The sequence below is a fragment of the Pseudomonas sp. Pso3 genome, assembly GCF_055393275.1.
The window spans coordinates 308,212-323,057 of record NZ_AP043687.1 but is presented as its reverse complement, the minus strand read 5'-3'; the positions used below and the strand labels follow the sequence as shown (position 1 = coordinate 323,057).

Genomic DNA, 14,846 nt, shown 5'->3' with positions numbered 1-14,846 from the left:
CGCTGTGCGCTTGAAGCCGCCACCGGCTAGCTGGCACGATGGCGCGGTTTATCGCCGAGAGCCTCCAGATGCAGCCTTCGCCAGCCGAACCCCACGAACTGATCGCCGCGATCGACCTGGGCTCGAACAGCTTTCACATCGTCCGGGCGCGCCACTCCCACGGGGAAATCCGCATCCTTGAGCGGTTGGGCGAAAAGATCCAGCTGGCCGCCGGTCTGGACGAGTCGCGCCTGCTCAGCGAAGAGGCCATCCAGCGGGGCCTGGACTGCCTGCGCCGCTTCGCCCAGCTGATCGCCGGCATGCCGCGCGGCGCCGTGCGGGTGGTGGGCACCAACGCCCTGCGCGAGGCGCGCAACCGCGCCGAATTCATCCAGCGCGCCGAAGCCGTGCTCGGCCATGCGGTCGAGGTCATCTCCGGTCGCGAAGAGGCCCGTCTCATCTACCTGGGCGTGTCCCACTCCATGCCCGATGTGCCCGGACGCCGCCTGGTGACCGACATCGGCGGCGGCAGTACCGAATTCATCATCGGTCAGCGCTTCGAGACCCTGCAGCGCGAGAGTCTGCAGATGGGCTGCGTCAGCTTCACCAAGAGATTCTTCGCCGACGGCAAGATCACTGCCGCCCAGTACGCCCGCGCCTATACCGCCGCCCGCCTGGAACTGATGAACATCGACCAGGGCCTGCGCGAGATGGGCTGGCACCAGGCCCTCGGCGCCTCCGGCACCATCCGCGCGGTGGCCCTGGCGATCCAGGCCGCCGGCCGCGGCAATGGCGAGATCACCCCGGACGGCATCGAATGGCTCAAGCGCAAGCTGCTCAAGCAGGGTGACATCAACCTGCTCAACATCGACGGCGTGAAGCCGGATCGACGCGCCATCCTGCCAGGCGGCCTGGCCATCCTCGAAGCCCTGTTCAAGGCCATGGAACTGCAGGAGATGCATCTCTCCGAAGGCGCCCTGCGCGAAGGGGTGCTCTACGACATGATCGGCCGGCACAGCCACGAAGACGTCCGCGAACGCACCCTCAACGCCCTGGCCGAGCGCTACCACGTCGATCAGCGCCATGCCGAGCGGGTGGAAAAGCGTGCCCTGAAGTCCCTGGCACAGGTCGCCGAGGCCTGGGCCCTGACCGACGAGAACCATGCCGAACTGCTGCGCTGGGCCGCGCGCCTGCACGGCGTCGGCCTGGACATCGCCCACTACCAGTACCACAAGCACGGCGCCTACCTGATCGAGCACTCGGACCTGCCCGGCTTCTCCCGCCGCGATCAGCAGGCCCTGGCACTATTGGTGCGTGGTCATCGCCGCAACATTCCGCTGGAGCGCCTGCAGGAGCTGGGCCCGGAAGGCGAGCCGCTGCTGCGCCTGACCTTGCTGCTGCGCTTCGCCATCCTTTTCCACCACATCCGCCACAAGAGCATTCCGGATGTGCAGCTCAGCGCTGGCGAGCGCAGCCTGGACGTGCAATTCCCCGATGGCTGGCTGGCGGAAAACCCCCTGACCCAGGCGGATTTCGAGCTGGAGGCCCAGTGGCTGGAGCGGGTGGGGTATCGGTTGAGCGTACGCTGAGGGGATTTTTCGTAGGTTGGGTGGAGCGGGAGCGAAGCCCCACGCTTTGGGTTTTAGCCTTTCACGGCACTAGCTGATTATCGTGGTCTGCTGATGGCTCTTGTTTCGCCCACCCGGGCGACTCACTTTTGCCAATCGCGGCTGCGCGCCCCGGACAAAAGTAAGCAAAAACGCTTGCCCCACGTTTCGGCCCTCCGCTGCGCTCCGGATCCCCTCGCTCCGGCGCCGCTCCAAGTGCACGACACGAAGTGGACTCTTGCCCCTTGCGCCTTGCTCGCCGTCCTGCCTCGCATCCCCCTCCGCGACACCTGGACTCTGCCTCACTGACGGGAACAGGGCGCAAGCCTGATGCCTGATGCACATCCTTGTAGCGTGGAAAACCGCGCAGCGTTTTCCACTGGTATGCACCGCGGGCTTTGTGGACAAGGCCACGCCGTTGCCCACGCTACGGTTTTTCAATCAAAACTTTCAGGCTAGCGATTCGCCCCGTTCAGGAGGGCGAACGCCAGTGCCGTGGAGTGGGTCGAGCCGCATGGATGCGGCGAGAGGTTCAGTGGGCCATGGATGGCCCATCTGGACCGACCCCGGAACGGTGCTGGTGTGAGCGGACCCGGAGCGAAGCGTAGGGCCGGATGGTCGGGGCAAGCGTTTTTGGTTACTTTTTGCGCGACTGCAAAAAGTGACTCGCCCGGGCGGGCGAAACAAGAAACATCAGCAAAGCTCAATGCACAGCCAGGGCACCCACAAAACCTAAGGTGCAGAGCTGCACACGCAACAGCTGGGCTTCGCTCCCGCTCAGCCCAACCTACGAAACCGGCCAGGGCCCATGGCGGCATGGGCCCGAAACGCCATCACCGCGTATTCACCACCGGACTGGCCAGCCGCTCCAAGAGCGTCGCCTGCACGCTGCGGGCATTCTGGTTGCCGGTGGGCGATTGGCGGATGTAGCTGCCGTCTTCCTGCAGCACCCAGGCCTGGGTGTTGTCGGTGAGGTAGCCTTCCAGCTCCTTCTTGACCCGGCTGATGAGCTTCTTGCCTTCCACCGGGAAGCAGGTCTCGACGCGCATGTCGAGGTTGCGCTCCATCCAGTCGGCGCTGGAGAGATAGAGTTTCTCGTCGCCACCGTTGAGGAAGTAGTAGATGCGGCTGTGCTCCAGGAAGCGGCCGATGATGGAGCGCACCTGGATATTGTGGGACACGCCCGGTACGCCTGGCCGCAGGCAGCACATGCCGCGCACCACCAGGTCGATCTTCACCCCGGCCTGGCTGGCCTTGTAGAGGGCGCGGATGACCTTGGGATCGGTGAGGCCGTTGACCTTGGCCATGATCTGCGCCGGCCGCCCTTCGCTGGCCGCCACCGCTTCGCGGTTGATCATCTCCAGCAGGTTCTTCTTCAGGGTGAAGGGCGCGTGCAGCAGCTTCTTCATGCGCAGGGTCTTGCCCATGCCGATCAGCTGGTTGAACAGCTTGTGCACGTCCTCGGTCAGGGCCACGTCGGCGGTCAGCAGGCTGTAGTCGGTGTACAGCTTGGCGTTGCCGGCGTGGTAGTTGCCGGTGCCCAGGTGGGCGTAGCGGCGCAGCTCGCCATTCTCGCGGCGCAGGATCAGCATCATCTTGGCGTGGGTCTTGAAGCCCACCACGCCATAGATGACCACGGCGCCGGCCTGCTGCAGGCGGCTGGCCAGCTGCAGGTTGGATTCCTCGTCGAAGCGCGCGCGCAATTCGATGACCGCGGTCACCTCCTTGCCGCTGCGCGCCGCATCCACCAGGGCGTCGACGATCTCCGAGTTGGCGCCGCTGCGGTAGAGCGTCTGCTTGATCGCCAGGACGTTGGGGTCCTTGGCGGCCTGGCGCATCAGGTCGATCACCGGGGTAAAGGACTCGAAGGGGTGCAGCAGCAGCACATCGAGCTTGCCCAGCACGTTGAAGAGGTTGTCCTTCTTCTGCAGCAGCTTGGGAATGGTCGGGGTGAAGGGCGCGTTCTGCAGCTCCGGGTGGCTATCCAGCCCGGTGATGGAGAACAGCCGGGTCAGGTTGACCGGACCATTGACCTTGTACAGCTCGCTGTCGCCCAGGCCGAATTGCTTGAGCAGGTAGTCGGTGAGGTGTTTCGGGCAGATGTCCACCACCTCGAGCCGCACCGCATCGCCATAGCGCCGCGAGAATAGCTCGCCGCGCAGCGCGCGGGCCAGGTCTTCGACGTCCTCGGTGTCCACCGAGAGATCGGCGTTACGGGTCAGGCGGAACTGGAAGCAGCCCTTGACCTTCATGCCGGGGAAGAGGTCATCGGCATGGGCGTGGATCATGGAGGACAGGAAGACGTAGTTGTCGCCGGGCCCGGCGACCTCCTCCGGCACCCGGATGATCCGCGGCAGCAGGCGCGGCGCCGGGATGATGGCCAGACCCGAGTCGCGGCCGAAGGCGTCCATGCCCTCCAGCTCGACGATGAAGTTGAGGCTCTTGTTCACCAGCAGCGGAAAGGGGTGGGTCGGATCCAGGCCGATGGGGGTGATGATGGGCGCGATCTCGTCGCGGAAGAACTTGCGCACCCAGGCCTTGATCTTGACGTCCCAGTAACGCCGGCGGATGAAGCGGATCTGCTGCTCGGCCAGGGCCGGCAGGAGCACGTCGTTGAGGATGGCGTACTGCCGCTCCACCTGGCCGTGGACGATGTCGCTGATGCGCGCCAGCGCCTGGTGCGGCAGCAGGCCGTCGGCGCCGGCCTGCTCGCGGGCGAAGGTGATCTGCTTCTTCAGACCCGCCACGCGGATCTCGAAGAATTCGTCCAGGTTGCTGGAAAAGATCAGCAGGTACTTGAGCCGCTCGAGCAGCGGATAGGATTCGTCGAGGGCCTGTTCCAGCACCCGGATGTTGAACTGCAGCTGCGACAGCTCGCGATGGATGTAGAGGCTGCTGTCGTCCACGTTGGCCGCCGGCGCGCTGGGCGCGGCCGGCACCTCGGCGGCGGGTGCCGGTACTTCGGCGTCCAGCGCCAACGTCTCTTCCGCGGTCTCCAGGGACTCGGCGGTGACGGGCTGTTGCAGATCGGTTTCGACGAAACCCTGGCTACTCATTGAAGCTCCTTAGGAACGCGAAGGCCCCTGGCGAAGTTGTTGGGCGGCGCGTTTGGCGAAATAGGTGAGGATGCCGTTGGCCCCAGCACGCTTGAAGGCCAAGAGCGATTCGAGGATGACGGCGTCGGACAGCCAGCCGTTCTGGATCGCGGCCATGTGCATGGCGTACTCGCCGCTCACCTGGTACACGAAGGTCGGCACGCGGAATTCCTCACGGACCCGGCGGACGATGTCTAGGTAGGGCATGCCCGGCTTGACCATCACCGAGTCGGCGCCCTCGGCCAGGTCGCCGGCGATCTCGTGCAGCGCCTCGTCGCTGTTGCCCGGATCCATCTGGTAGGTGGCCTTGTTGCCCTTGCCCAGATTGGCGGCCGAGCCGACGGCGTCGCGGAACGGCCCATAGTAGGCGCTGGCGTACTTGGCCGAGTAGGCCATGATCTGCACGTTGTGATAACCGGCGTCTTCCAGGGCCGCGCGGATGGCGCCGATGCGACCGTCCATCATGTCCGAGGGGGCGATCACCTGGGCCCCGGCAGCGGCATGGGACAGCGCCTGCTTGACCAGCACCTCGACCGAGACGTCGTTGAGCACGTAGCCGCGCTCGTCGAGGATGCCGTCCTGGCCGTGGGTGGTGAAGGGATCCAGGGCCACGTCGGTGATCACCCCCAGCTCGGGGAAATGCTCGCGCAGGGCGCGGGTGGCGCGCTGGGCGATCCCGTCCGGGTTGTAGGCCTCGGCGCCGTCCAGCGACTTGCGCTCGGTGGGGGTGACCGGGAACAGGGCGACCGCGGGAATTCCCAGCGCCACCAGCTCGGCGGCCTCTTCCAGCAGCAGGTCGATGGACAGCCGCTCGACGCCGGGCATCGAGGGGATCGCCTCGCGGCGGCCTTCGCCATCGAGCACGAATACCGGCAGGATCAGGTCATCCACCGTCAGCACATGCTCGCGCATCAGGCGACGGGAAAACTCGTCGCGGCGCTGACGGCGCATGCGAGTGGCAGGGTAGCTACGGTTGATGGGGGTAAAACTCACGATCGACTCCCAGACCCGGATCACGGGTCAGTGTGATGGGTTATAGGCCACAATCATGACCGATTGGTAACAGCAGATGACAATATGGAGTGCCTATAGGTCCTATCCAAGGCAGACGCCGGCTGGACCCGGCGTGACACAGGGTCGCAGTGAAATCCCTGCCTGACCGTCTGGCGCCCGGCGGACGGAAGTCCGTCACACTTTCTTTCCAGACGCCAACCGGGGTAGGCTGCGCCATCTTTATTCATCTCGTGTAGCGCCGAATGCTCCAACAATTCCTCCATGATTTCGGCTATTTCGCCCTTTTTCTCGGCACCTTTTTCGAGGGCGAAACCATTCTGGTGTTGGCCGGCTTCCTGGCCTTCCGCGACTACATGAACATCCAGACCGTCATCCTGGTCGCCTTCTGCGGCAGCTACGCCGGCGATCAGCTCTGGTATTTCCTCGGCCGACGCCACGGGCGCAAGCTGCTGGCACGCAAACCCAAGTGGGAAGCCGCCGGCGAAAAGGCGCTGGCGCACATCCGGCGCCATCCGGACCTCTGGGTACTGAGCTTTCGCTTCGTCTACGGCCTGCGCACGGTGATGCCGGTGGCGATCGGCCTGTCGGGCTATCCGCCAGCGCGCTATCTGATCCTCAACGGCATCGGTGCCATCGTCTGGGCCACGGTGCTGGGTTATGCCGCCTATCACTTCGGCGCCGTCCTCGAAGGGGTGCTGGGCAATCTCAAGCGGTATGAACTGATGGTGCTGGGCGGTCTGGTGGTGATCGGTCTGTTGCTCTGGCTGTGGCGTCGCAGCCGCACGCCCAAAGCCTGACGGCCGGGCAGCTCCTCACCCGCTACGTCCATCGAATGGATTAAAGGCCCGGCTGCTGCTGCCGATGCCCTGAGCAGCAACCCCTCCCAAAACCTCGTGTGCACGCTGGCGATTGAGCATGCTGAACTTCTCCACCCTGCTGCCTCCCGGCCATCAGATCCTGGCTGCCAACGAGTACGAAAGTCTGCTCGTGGTCCTGTCGTACCTGATCGCCAGCGCCGCCGGCTACACCGCCCTGGCCATGGCCGACTGGGTGACCAACAGTCGCTCCCGCCGCGGCAGCGAGCTGGCCAAGCTGATCGGTGCCGTCGCCCTGGGCGGGGGCATCTGGTCGATGCACTTCCTCGCCATGCTGTCGTTCAAGATCGGCATCCATGTGCACTATGCGCCCCTGCAGACCCTGGCCTCGCTGCTGATCGCCATCGCCGTGTCCTATACGGTCATGCACCTGATCGGGCGCGAGTCCCTGACCGCACCGCAATACGGGCTCGCCGCCCTCGCCGCCGGCCTGGGCATCGCGACCATGCACTACACCGGCATGCTGGCCATGCAGTCGGTGGCCGTGCAGCTCTATGATCCCCTGCTGGTGGTGGTTTCGGTGGTGGTCGCCAGCCTCGCCTCCCTGGGCGCGCTGCTGCTGGCCTTCCGCCTGCGCGGCAGGACCGGCCTCAGGACCTTCTGGCTGCGCCTGCTGGGCAGTCTGGTCCTGGGTTTCGCCATCGTCTCCATGCACTTCACCGGCATGGCCGCCCTCACCCTCGCCGTGCCTATCGGTTTCGAACCCGGCGGCCTGGCGGAAGCCAATCAGCACCTGGAACTGGGCATGGGCATCGCCCTCGGCACCCTGTTCATCATCATGGTCGGCCTGCTCGCCGCCTGGGCCGGCGAACGCTTCAATGCCCAGCGCCTGCGGCTGGAGCGGGTCTCGACCACCCTCGACCAGATCACCCTGCACGATCCCCTCACCCACCTGCTCAATGGCGGCAGCTTCATCCAGACCGTCGATCGGGCCATCGGCCAGGCGCGCACCGGTGAGCAGTTCGCCCTGCTGATGCTGGACATCGATCACTTCAAGCGCATCAACGACAGCCTCGGCCATGCCCTTGGCGATGAACTGCTGATCCAGATGGCGCAGCGGATCCGCGCGGTGCTCGATGACGACCTGCCGCTGGCCCGCTATGCCGGCGACGAGTTCAGCCTGCTGCTGCCGCTCGGCCAGCGCGGCGACAGCCAGCCCCTGGCCATGCGCCTGCTGGAGCAGTTGCGACCGCCCTTCGAGCTGGCCGGGCAGCGCATTGCCATGACCTTCAGCCTGGGCATCGCCCACTATCCCCAGGACGGCGCCAACGCCGGCCAGCTGCTGCGCAGCGCTGGCCTCGCGGTCGGCCATTGCAAGCGCAGCGGGCGCAATCGCAGCCAGAGATTCACCACCGAACTCCAGCGCGACGCCGACGACCTGCTGAGCCTGGAGATGGACCTGCGCCAGGCTCTAGCCCAGGGCGGCCTGCACGTGGCCTACCAACCCATCGTCGACCCCGCCGGTGCGCCGGTGGCCCTGGAAGCCCTGGTCCGCTGGCAGCATCCGGTCCTGGGTCCGCTGAGTCCCGAGCGCTTCGTCCGCGTCGCCGAGGAAACCGGGTTGATCGCCGACCTGGATGGCTGGGTCATGCGCCAGGCCTGCGCGGACCTCGCCCAGCTGCACCGCGAAGGTCACGCGGCTCTGCGCGTCTCGGTGAATTGCTCGGCGCTCAATCTGAGCGATCGCCTCCTGCCCCAGTCCATCGCCCGGGCGCTGCAGGCCGAAGATCTGCCGGCCTCGGCGCTGATTCTCGAGGTGACCGAGAACGCCTTGATGCACAGCCTCAACGTGGCGGTCGAGGTGCTCGGCGAGATCCGGACCCTGGGCGTGCGGGTATCCATCGACGATTTCGGCAGTGGCTACTCGTCGCTGGCCTACCTGAGCCGGCTGCCGGTGGATTCGCTCAAGGTCGATCGCGCCTTCGTCCGCACCATCCCCAAGCAGAGCAACGACATGGCCATCGCCGCGGCGATCATCGCCATGGCGCACAAGCTGGGCCTCAATGTGGTCGCCGAGGGGGTGGAAACCAGCGAGCAACGCCAGTTCCTGCAGGCCAACGGCTGCAACTTCATGCAGGGCTATCTGTTCGGCCGGCCCATGCCGTTGCCGCAGCTGCGTACCTGGCTGCAGCAACCCGCCCTCGCCGCCGTGCCCGCCTAGCAGGCCGCCCTAGCCGGCGGCGCTGCGCTGGAGGCGGGTGATCAGCCGGTCCAGGGCGTTGGCGAAGGCCTGGCGATCACGCTCGCCGTAGCCGGCCTGGCCCCCGCCCATCTGTCCCTGGTCGCGCAGATCGGTCATCAGATTGCGCATGGCCAGCCGCTGCCCCATGTTGCGCTCGTCGAATTCCTGACCACGCGGATCCAGCGCGGCCACGCCCTTCTTAACCAGCCGATCGGCCAGGGGAATGTCGCTGCAGATCACCAGGTCACCCGGCTGAGCCTGCTCGACCAGGTGGTCGTCGGCGGCGTCGGGGCCACTGGGGACCACCACCAAGCGGACACAGGCGAAGGGCGGCTTGATCTGCGGCTGCCCCGCCACCAGCACCACCTCCAGCTTGCGCTTGAGAGCGAACTTGCAGACCAGCTCCTTGGCGGCGCGTGGACAGGCATCGGCATCGATCCACAGGATCACGGGAATTTCTCCGGCAAAAGCCCAGGATACCGCGCTACGCCGGCGCACCCCAGCGCAGCGGCGCGGTCGGACAGGGATAGCGACCTGACTGGAGTCCCCCATGACTTTCTGGCAACGCCTGGCGCAGCCCGCCCAGGCCCTGGTGTATGGCGCCACCGGCGGCCTCGGCCTGGCCCTGTGCGAACAGCTGCTGGCACGCGATGACGTCGCGCGGGTCTGGGCCTGCGCGCGCCACGCCGACACGCATGACGGCCTGGCCGCGCTGGAGCGGCAGCATGGCCCACGCCTGCGCCGCCTCGACGTCGATCCGCTGACCACTACCGATCTGGCAGCCCGGCTGGCGGACGAGACGCCCCGCCTGGATCTGCTGCTGTGCGCCTCGGGGCTGCTGCAGGGCGAACGGGCGCGCGCCGAGAAGAGTCTGGCGCAGGTGGATCAGGCCGGGCTGCTGGAAAGCTATCTGGCCAATGCCGTGCTGCCGCTGCTGCTGATCCGCCAGCTGACGCCACTGCTCAAGGGCCAGCATCCCTGTCAGATCGCGGCGCTGTCAGCGCGGGTCGGCTCCATCGGCGACAACCAGCTGGGTGGCTGGTATGGCTATCGGATGGCCAAGGCGGCGCTGAATCAGGGGCTGCGCTGCGCCAGCATCGAGCTGACCCGGCTCAATCCCCAGAGCTGCGTGCTGGCCCTGCATCCCGGCACCACGGACACGGCGTTGTCCCGGCCCTTCCAGGCGCGGGTGCCGGCGGACAAGCTGTTCACGCCCGCCTACGCGGCAGAGCGCCTGCTGGCGGTGCTGGCCGCCCGTACGCCGGCCGAGACCGGCAGTTTCTGGGATTGGCAGGGGCAGTCGGTGGTCTGGTAGCCCCGGCTTCAGACCGCGGCGCGGCGCACCGTGGACAGCAACGCGGCCGCCGCGAGGAACAGGCTGGCGAATACCCGGTTGGTGATGCGCTGCTGGCGCGGGGTGCGCAGCAGGGTCAGCACCCGGGCAGCCAGCCCGGTGTAGCCCGCCATCACGATCAGGTCGACACTGACCATGGTCGCCCCGATGATCAGGTACTGCGCGGTCAGGGGCGCATGGGGATCGACGAATTGCGGCAGCACCGCGAGCATGAAGATCAGCGCCTTGGGATTGCTGACGTTGACCAGGAAACCGCGCATGACCAGGGCGCCGATCCGCGGTGGCAGACGCTCGCCGACCACCTGTTCACCCAGATCCATGGGCGCCGCGCGCCACTGGCGGAGCGCCAGGTAGGCGAGATAGGCCACACCGAACCACTTGATCAGGGTGAAGGCCAGCTGCGAGGTCGCCAGCAGGGCGCCGACGCCCACGGCAACGATGGCGATCTGCAGCGCCAGTCCCAGCTGCAGACCGATGGCCGTCCAGTAGCCGCGGCGGAAGCCCAGGGTCACGCCGGCGCTCATGGAGGCGATCGCCCCGGCTCCGGGCGAGAGACTGATCATCCAGCAGGCAATGAAGAAACCGGTCCAGACCTGCAGACTCATGGGTTCACCTGTCGAGATGGAAATCGAAGGAGCCGTCGGCATCGCGCCAGCGACGGACCGACTTCTGGAAGAACTGGGTGTTGGGAATCTGCACCAGGGCGCCTTCCTGGTTGTCGTCCAGTTCCTGCAGGGTCACGAAGAGCATGTTGATCGCCACCACCCGGCCCTTGATGCCGGGTTTGTCCGAGGCGTCCAGCACCTCGATGCGATCGCCCAGGCGGAAGGGGCCGACGGTAAAGATCAGCACCGCGCAGAACAGGTTGGAGAGCACGCTCCAGATGGCGAAGAAGGCCACCGCGGCCACGGCGACGAAACCGGAAATGGCCGTCCAGAGCACCGCTGCGGACACCCCGAAGCGCTCCAGGGCCATGAGGATGGCACTGCCCATAATCAGCCAGCGCAGGGTGCCGCGCAGGCCGAGTACGATCTGCGGCGGCAGCGGATAGCGTTCGCCCAGGCCGGTGACGGCGCGGGCCACGATGCGCTGCAGCACATAGCCGATCAGCAGTACCAGGGCGACCTGGCCGGCCACCAGCAGGTAGTCGCCCCACCCCGGCAGCCAGGTGTGCAGCCACTCGGTCATCAGGCCCCCTCGAGTTCGGCTTGCAGGCTTTCCAGCCGTTCCAGGGCCTCCAGCCACTGCTCTTCCAGCTCGGCTTCGCGGGTCTTGGCCGCGGCCTGGTCGGCCAGCGCCTGGCGCAGTTCTTCCTTGCGCGCGGCGTCATAGAGGCCGCTGTCACCCAGACGGGCTTCCAGGGCGGCGAGCCTTTCCTGCAGCTTGCCCAGCTCGGCTTCCAGCTTGTCGGCGGCCTTCTTCAGCGGTGCCAGCTGCTGTCGCAGGGCGGCAGCGGCCTGGCGCTGGGCCTTGCGATCGGTCTTGTCGACCGCGGCGCCCTCACCGGCGGCGAGGCCCGGCTCCTGGCGGGCGCGGAAGTCCACCAGCCAGCGGCTGTAGTCGTCCAGATCGCCGTCGAAGGCCTGCACCTTGCCATCGGCCACCAGCAGGAATTCGTCGGTGGTGCTCTTGAGCAGATGACGATCGTGGGAAACCACCAGCACCGCCCCGGCGAATTCCTGCAGGGCCAGGGTCAGGGCCAGGCGCATGTCCAGGTCCAGGTGGTTGGTGGGTTCGTCCAGCAGCAGCAGATTGGGCTTCTGCCAGGCGATCAGCGCCAGGGCCAGGCGCGCCTTCTCGCCACCGGAGAAATTCAGCACCGCCTCGTCGCAGCGCGGACCGCGGAAATCGAAGCCGCCGAGGAAGTCGCGCAGGCTCTGTTCGCGCTCGCCGGGGGCGATGCGTTGCAGGTGCAGCAAGGGACTGGCCTTGGCGTCCAGCGAATCGAGCTGGTGCTGGGCGAAGTAGCCGATGGCCAGGTTCTCGCCGCGCTGCAGCCGGCCGCCAAGGGGTTCGAGTTCGGCGGCCAGGGTCTTGATCAGGGTCGACTTGCCGGCACCGTTGGGGCCGAGCAGGCCGATGCGGGCGCCTGGCGTCAGCTGCAGCTTGACCGGGTGCAGGATGGTGGTCTCGCCGTAGCCGAGTCGGCCTTCGGCCAGGTCGAGCAACGGACTGGACAGCTTGTCCGCCTCGCGGAAGACGAATTCGAAGGGCGAATCGACATGGGCCGGCGCCAGCTCTTCCAAGCGTTCCAGGGCCTTGATCCGGCTCTGTGCCTGACGGGCCTTGGTGGCCTGGGCCTTGAAGCGGGCGATGTACTTCTCCATGTGGGCGCGCTGGGCCTGCTGCTTGTCGTAGGCCTGCTGCTGCTGCGCCAGGCGCTCGGCGCGAGTACGCTCGAAGCTGGAGTAGCCGCCGCGATAGAGCACGAGTTTCTGCTGATCCAGGTGCACCACATGATCGACCACGGCATCGAGGAAGTCGCGGTCGTGGGAGATCAGGATCAGGGTGCCGGGATAGCCCTTGAGCCAGTCTTCCAGCCAGAGGATGGCGTCCAGATCCAGGTGGTTGGTGGGTTCGTCGAGCAGCAGCAGGTCCGAGGGGCACATCAGCGCCTGGGCCAGGTTGAGGCGCATCCGCCAGCCACCGGAGAAGTCGCCGACCTGGCGCTCCATCTGCGCGGCGGTAAAGCCCAGACCGGCGAGCAGCTTGCGGGCCCGGGCATCGGCGGTATAGCCGTCGGCGGCCTCGAAGTCGGCATGCAGCCGGCCAAGGGCGTTGCCGTCCTGGGCCGCTTCGGCTGCCGCCAGTTCGCGCTGGATGCGGCGCAGGTCGATGTCGCCGTCCAGCACATAGTCCACCGCCAGCCGCTCCAGGGTATCCACCTCCTGGCGCATGTGGGCGATGCGCCAGGCCGCCGGGATGTGGCAATCGCCGGCATCGGCCCCGAGCTGCCCGCGCAGCAGGGCGAAGAGACTGGATTTACCGGCGCCATTGGCACCGATCAGACCGGCTTTCTGGCCGGGATGCAGGGTCAGTTCAGCGCTTTCGAGCAGACGCTGGGGACCACGCTGTAGAGTAAGGTTCTGTAGTCGGATCATGGCGGCGGAGTGTAGCAGCTCCACCACCCACGAACGGGGAGGCGGACATGCAAGAGGACCTGTGGGAATTCGCGTTGGCAGTATACGCCCGGCCCGGCGTGGAAGGCGCCTGTTTGCGTCTGCAAGAGGCCGGCGCCGACGTCTGTCTGGTGCTGACGGCGCTCTGGCTGGATCGCCGCAACTGCGCCCTGGATGCCGAGGGCCTGGCCCGGCTGCAGCGCGCCTCGCAGCACTGGCAGGATACGGTGGTACGCCCCCTGCGCCAGTTGCGCCAGGCCTGGAAGGCCGCGTCCAGCGCGGACGAGAGCCTGGCGGCCCTGCGGGAGCAGCTCAAGGGACTGGAATTGGCCGCGGAACGTGAACAGCTCGCGCGTCTGGCACGACTCGCGGGCCATTGGCCGTGTCGCGGGGCACAGGGCCCGGGGGATTGGCTGCACGCGCTGGCACCGCGCGAGGCAGCCGCAGCGGACCTCGACCTGCTGGCCGAGGCCGCGCGGGGGAACCGGGGCTAGACCGACGCCAGCCGCGGTTGCTGGTGCGAGGTGTGCAGCACCTCGATCAGGCAGTCTTCGAGTTCGAAGCGCTCGCGCAGGGTTTCGCCCAGCAGCTTGAGTTCGATGGTCAGCAGACCCGGGTCCCGATAGGCCCCGCGCTCGAATCTGTCGTTGAAGTTCAGAGCGGCGTCGGTCAGGGCCTGCAGGCGCGGATAGACGCTGTCGGCGAACTCGATGGCGCGCTCGTCCTGGAATTCCCGGGCTTCGGCCACCAGTTGCTCGTAGATCTCGAAATGCGCGGTGGACATGTAGTCGACCAGCATGTCGCAGAGCCGCTCCAGTTCGCTGACCTCGCGCACCGGTCCCAGCAGGGGCTCCATGTCCAGGGTTTCGTAAGCGGTCACCAGCTCGCGGCGGGCAATCAGCCAGCGGTCGATCAGCTGGTGGACCCCACCCCAGCGTTCCTGGGCATTGCGGCAGGTTTCTAGCATGACGGCAGCTCTCTATACGGGCGAGACGGTCCGGGCGCAGGCGCCCGGCTGTTATCAGGAACTATACCGACATCGCCTCGCCAGGCGAGTGCCGTTGCTCGGAGAAAGCTCAGCGACGGCGGAAGATCTTGACCAGGCTCAGGGCCATGAGCAGCACGAAGGCCAGCAGGCTCCATTCCGGGATGCTCAGACCGAACAGCGTCCAGTTGACCTCGGCGCAGTCGGCGGTGCCGTGCAGGACCAGGCGGATGATTTCCTGGAAGGGCAGCGCCTGCATCATGTAGTCGAGGCTCGGCAGGCAGGCCGCCAGCTCTTCCGCCGGGACCGTCTGCAGATAGACCTGGCGGCCCGCGGTGGCGGCGCCGGCGGCGGCCAGCAGCAGCAGGACCACGCCATAGATGCGTCGTCCGCGCTTGCCCGGCGCCTGGATGCCGGCGATCAGCGCCACCACCCCGACCAGGATGAAGAAGATCCGTTGCATGACGCACAGCGGGCAGGGCTCGAGGCCGACCACGTGTTCGAGATAGAGACCGACGCCCATGAGCACCGCACAGGTGGCGGCCATGAACAGAAAGATGAAGCGGGGACTAGTCACGGACGCGCCGTCTCCAACAGGGAATTGGGACGTTACGGTAGAGAAAGCCCGGGCACCTT

13 protein-coding genes are annotated in these 14,846 nt (G+C 66.7%); 5 read left to right on the top strand and 8 right to left on the bottom strand.

From position 1 onward, the window contains the following. The first annotated feature begins 68 nt into the window (after positions 1-68). A complete protein-coding gene (ppx, locus tag ACZ5R1_RS01520; protein WP_464712774.1) occupies positions 69-1,568 on the top strand; it encodes an exopolyphosphatase in 1,500 nt (499 codons plus the stop codon). Between the two features lie 851 nt (positions 1,569-2,419). On the opposite strand, the gene ppk1 is transcribed toward ppx, so the two are convergent. Then, the gene (gene ppk1, locus ACZ5R1_RS01515) at positions 2,420-4,642 is read right to left on the bottom strand and encodes a polyphosphate kinase 1 (RefSeq protein WP_115945132.1); all 2,223 of its coding nucleotides are present in this window, start codon (positions 4,640-4,642) and stop codon (positions 2,420-2,422) included. A 9-nt stretch (positions 4,643-4,651) separates the two neighbouring features. Continuing rightward, positions 4,652-5,674, bottom strand: a complete 1,023-nt coding sequence (hemB, locus tag ACZ5R1_RS01510; protein ID WP_007161353.1) for a porphobilinogen synthase — start codon at positions 5,672-5,674, stop codon at positions 4,652-4,654. 263 nt (positions 5,675-5,937) lie between these two features. Between hemB and ACZ5R1_RS01505 the strand changes: the two genes are divergently transcribed. Then, on the top strand, positions 5,938-6,492 hold the full coding sequence (locus ACZ5R1_RS01505) for a DedA family protein (protein ID WP_027598182.1): 555 nt from the start codon (positions 5,938-5,940) through the stop codon (positions 6,490-6,492). 118 nt (positions 6,493-6,610) lie between these two features. Further along, positions 6,611-8,731, top strand: a complete 2,121-nt coding sequence (locus ACZ5R1_RS01500; RefSeq protein ID WP_081875192.1) for a putative bifunctional diguanylate cyclase/phosphodiesterase — start codon at positions 6,611-6,613, stop codon at positions 8,729-8,731. Positions 8,732-8,740: 9 nt separating this feature from the next. Here the strand turns inward: ACZ5R1_RS01500 and ACZ5R1_RS01495 are convergent, their stop codons facing one another. Next, complete coding sequence (locus ACZ5R1_RS01495) at positions 8,741-9,202, bottom strand: YaiI/YqxD family protein (RefSeq protein WP_017639406.1); 462 nt, start codon at positions 9,200-9,202, stop codon at positions 8,741-8,743. 100 nt (positions 9,203-9,302) lie between these two features. On the opposite strand from ACZ5R1_RS01495, the gene ACZ5R1_RS01490 reads away from it, so the two are divergent. Further along, a complete protein-coding gene (locus ACZ5R1_RS01490) occupies positions 9,303-10,067 on the top strand; it encodes an SDR family NAD(P)-dependent oxidoreductase (protein WP_042135289.1) in 765 nt (254 codons plus the stop codon). Between the two features lie 8 nt (positions 10,068-10,075). Here ACZ5R1_RS01490 and ACZ5R1_RS01485 read toward each other — a convergent pair whose 3' ends face one another. Genes ACZ5R1_RS01485 through ACZ5R1_RS01475 form a run of 3 tightly spaced genes read right to left on the bottom strand, consistent with a single transcriptional unit; the run spans position 10,076 to position 13,207 of the window. Continuing rightward, on the bottom strand, positions 10,076-10,711 hold the full coding sequence (locus tag ACZ5R1_RS01485; protein WP_027600338.1) for a LysE family transporter: 636 nt from the start codon (positions 10,709-10,711) through the stop codon (positions 10,076-10,078). Between the two features lie 4 nt (positions 10,712-10,715). Further along, positions 10,716-11,294, bottom strand: a complete 579-nt coding sequence (locus ACZ5R1_RS01480) for a mechanosensitive ion channel family protein (RefSeq protein WP_027598178.1) — start codon at positions 11,292-11,294, stop codon at positions 10,716-10,718. Beyond that, positions 11,294-13,207, bottom strand: coding sequence for an ATP-binding cassette domain-containing protein (locus ACZ5R1_RS01475; protein ID WP_007161361.1), 1,914 nt, complete (start codon positions 13,205-13,207; stop codon positions 11,294-11,296). Before ACZ5R1_RS01475 ends, ACZ5R1_RS01480 begins: the two co-directional genes overlap by 1 nt. A 47-nt stretch (positions 13,208-13,254) precedes the next feature. Here ACZ5R1_RS01475 and ACZ5R1_RS01470 point away from each other — a divergent pair, with 47 nt between their 5' ends. After that, positions 13,255-13,719, top strand: a complete 465-nt coding sequence (locus ACZ5R1_RS01470) for a TIGR02444 family protein (protein WP_027598176.1) — start codon at positions 13,255-13,257, stop codon at positions 13,717-13,719. On the opposite strand, the gene ACZ5R1_RS01465 is transcribed toward ACZ5R1_RS01470, so the two are convergent. Both ACZ5R1_RS01465 and ACZ5R1_RS01460 read right to left on the bottom strand, forming a co-directional pair. Further along, on the bottom strand, positions 13,716-14,192 hold the full coding sequence (locus ACZ5R1_RS01465) for an Rsd/AlgQ family anti-sigma factor (RefSeq protein WP_007161363.1): 477 nt from the start codon (positions 14,190-14,192) through the stop codon (positions 13,716-13,718). The two genes, ACZ5R1_RS01470 and ACZ5R1_RS01465, sit on opposite strands and share 4 nt — an antisense overlap. Positions 14,193-14,301: 109 nt before the next feature. Next, positions 14,302-14,757 carry a disulfide bond formation protein B gene (locus ACZ5R1_RS01460; RefSeq protein ID WP_042135462.1) on the bottom strand — a complete coding sequence of 152 codons (456 nt, stop codon included), beginning with the start codon at positions 14,755-14,757 and terminating at the stop codon, positions 14,302-14,304. Positions 14,758-14,846: the final 89 nt, after the last annotated feature.

Excerpts from the sequence above, each read along its gene's own strand:
- ppk1 (WP_115945132.1), bottom strand. The coding sequence starts at position 4,642 with ATGAGTAGCCAGGGTTTCGTCGAAACCGATCTGCAACAGCCCGTCACC.
- ACZ5R1_RS01505 (WP_027598182.1), top strand. The coding sequence starts at position 5,938 with ATGCTCCAACAATTCCTCCATGATTTCGGCTATTTCGCCCTTTTTCTC.
- ACZ5R1_RS01475 (WP_007161361.1), bottom strand. The coding sequence starts at position 13,207 with ATGATCCGACTACAGAACCTTACTCTACAGCGTGGTCCCCAGCGTCTG.
- ppx (WP_464712774.1), top strand. The coding sequence starts at position 69 with ATGCAGCCTTCGCCAGCCGAACCCCACGAACTGATCGCCGCGATCGAC.
- ACZ5R1_RS01485 (WP_027600338.1), bottom strand. The coding sequence starts at position 10,711 with ATGAGTCTGCAGGTCTGGACCGGTTTCTTCATTGCCTGCTGGATGATC.
- ACZ5R1_RS01490 (WP_042135289.1), top strand. The coding sequence starts at position 9,303 with ATGACTTTCTGGCAACGCCTGGCGCAGCCCGCCCAGGCCCTGGTGTAT.
- ACZ5R1_RS01500 (WP_081875192.1), top strand. The coding sequence starts at position 6,611 with ATGCTGAACTTCTCCACCCTGCTGCCTCCCGGCCATCAGATCCTGGCT.
- ACZ5R1_RS01460 (WP_042135462.1), bottom strand. The coding sequence starts at position 14,757 with ATGGCCGCCACCTGTGCGGTGCTCATGGGCGTCGGTCTCTATCTCGAA.
- ACZ5R1_RS01465 (WP_007161363.1), bottom strand. The coding sequence starts at position 14,192 with ATGCTAGAAACCTGCCGCAATGCCCAGGAACGCTGGGGTGGGGTCCAC.
- ACZ5R1_RS01470 (WP_027598176.1), top strand. The coding sequence starts at position 13,255 with ATGCAAGAGGACCTGTGGGAATTCGCGTTGGCAGTATACGCCCGGCCC.
- ACZ5R1_RS01480 (WP_027598178.1), bottom strand. The coding sequence starts at position 11,294 with ATGACCGAGTGGCTGCACACCTGGCTGCCGGGGTGGGGCGACTACCTG.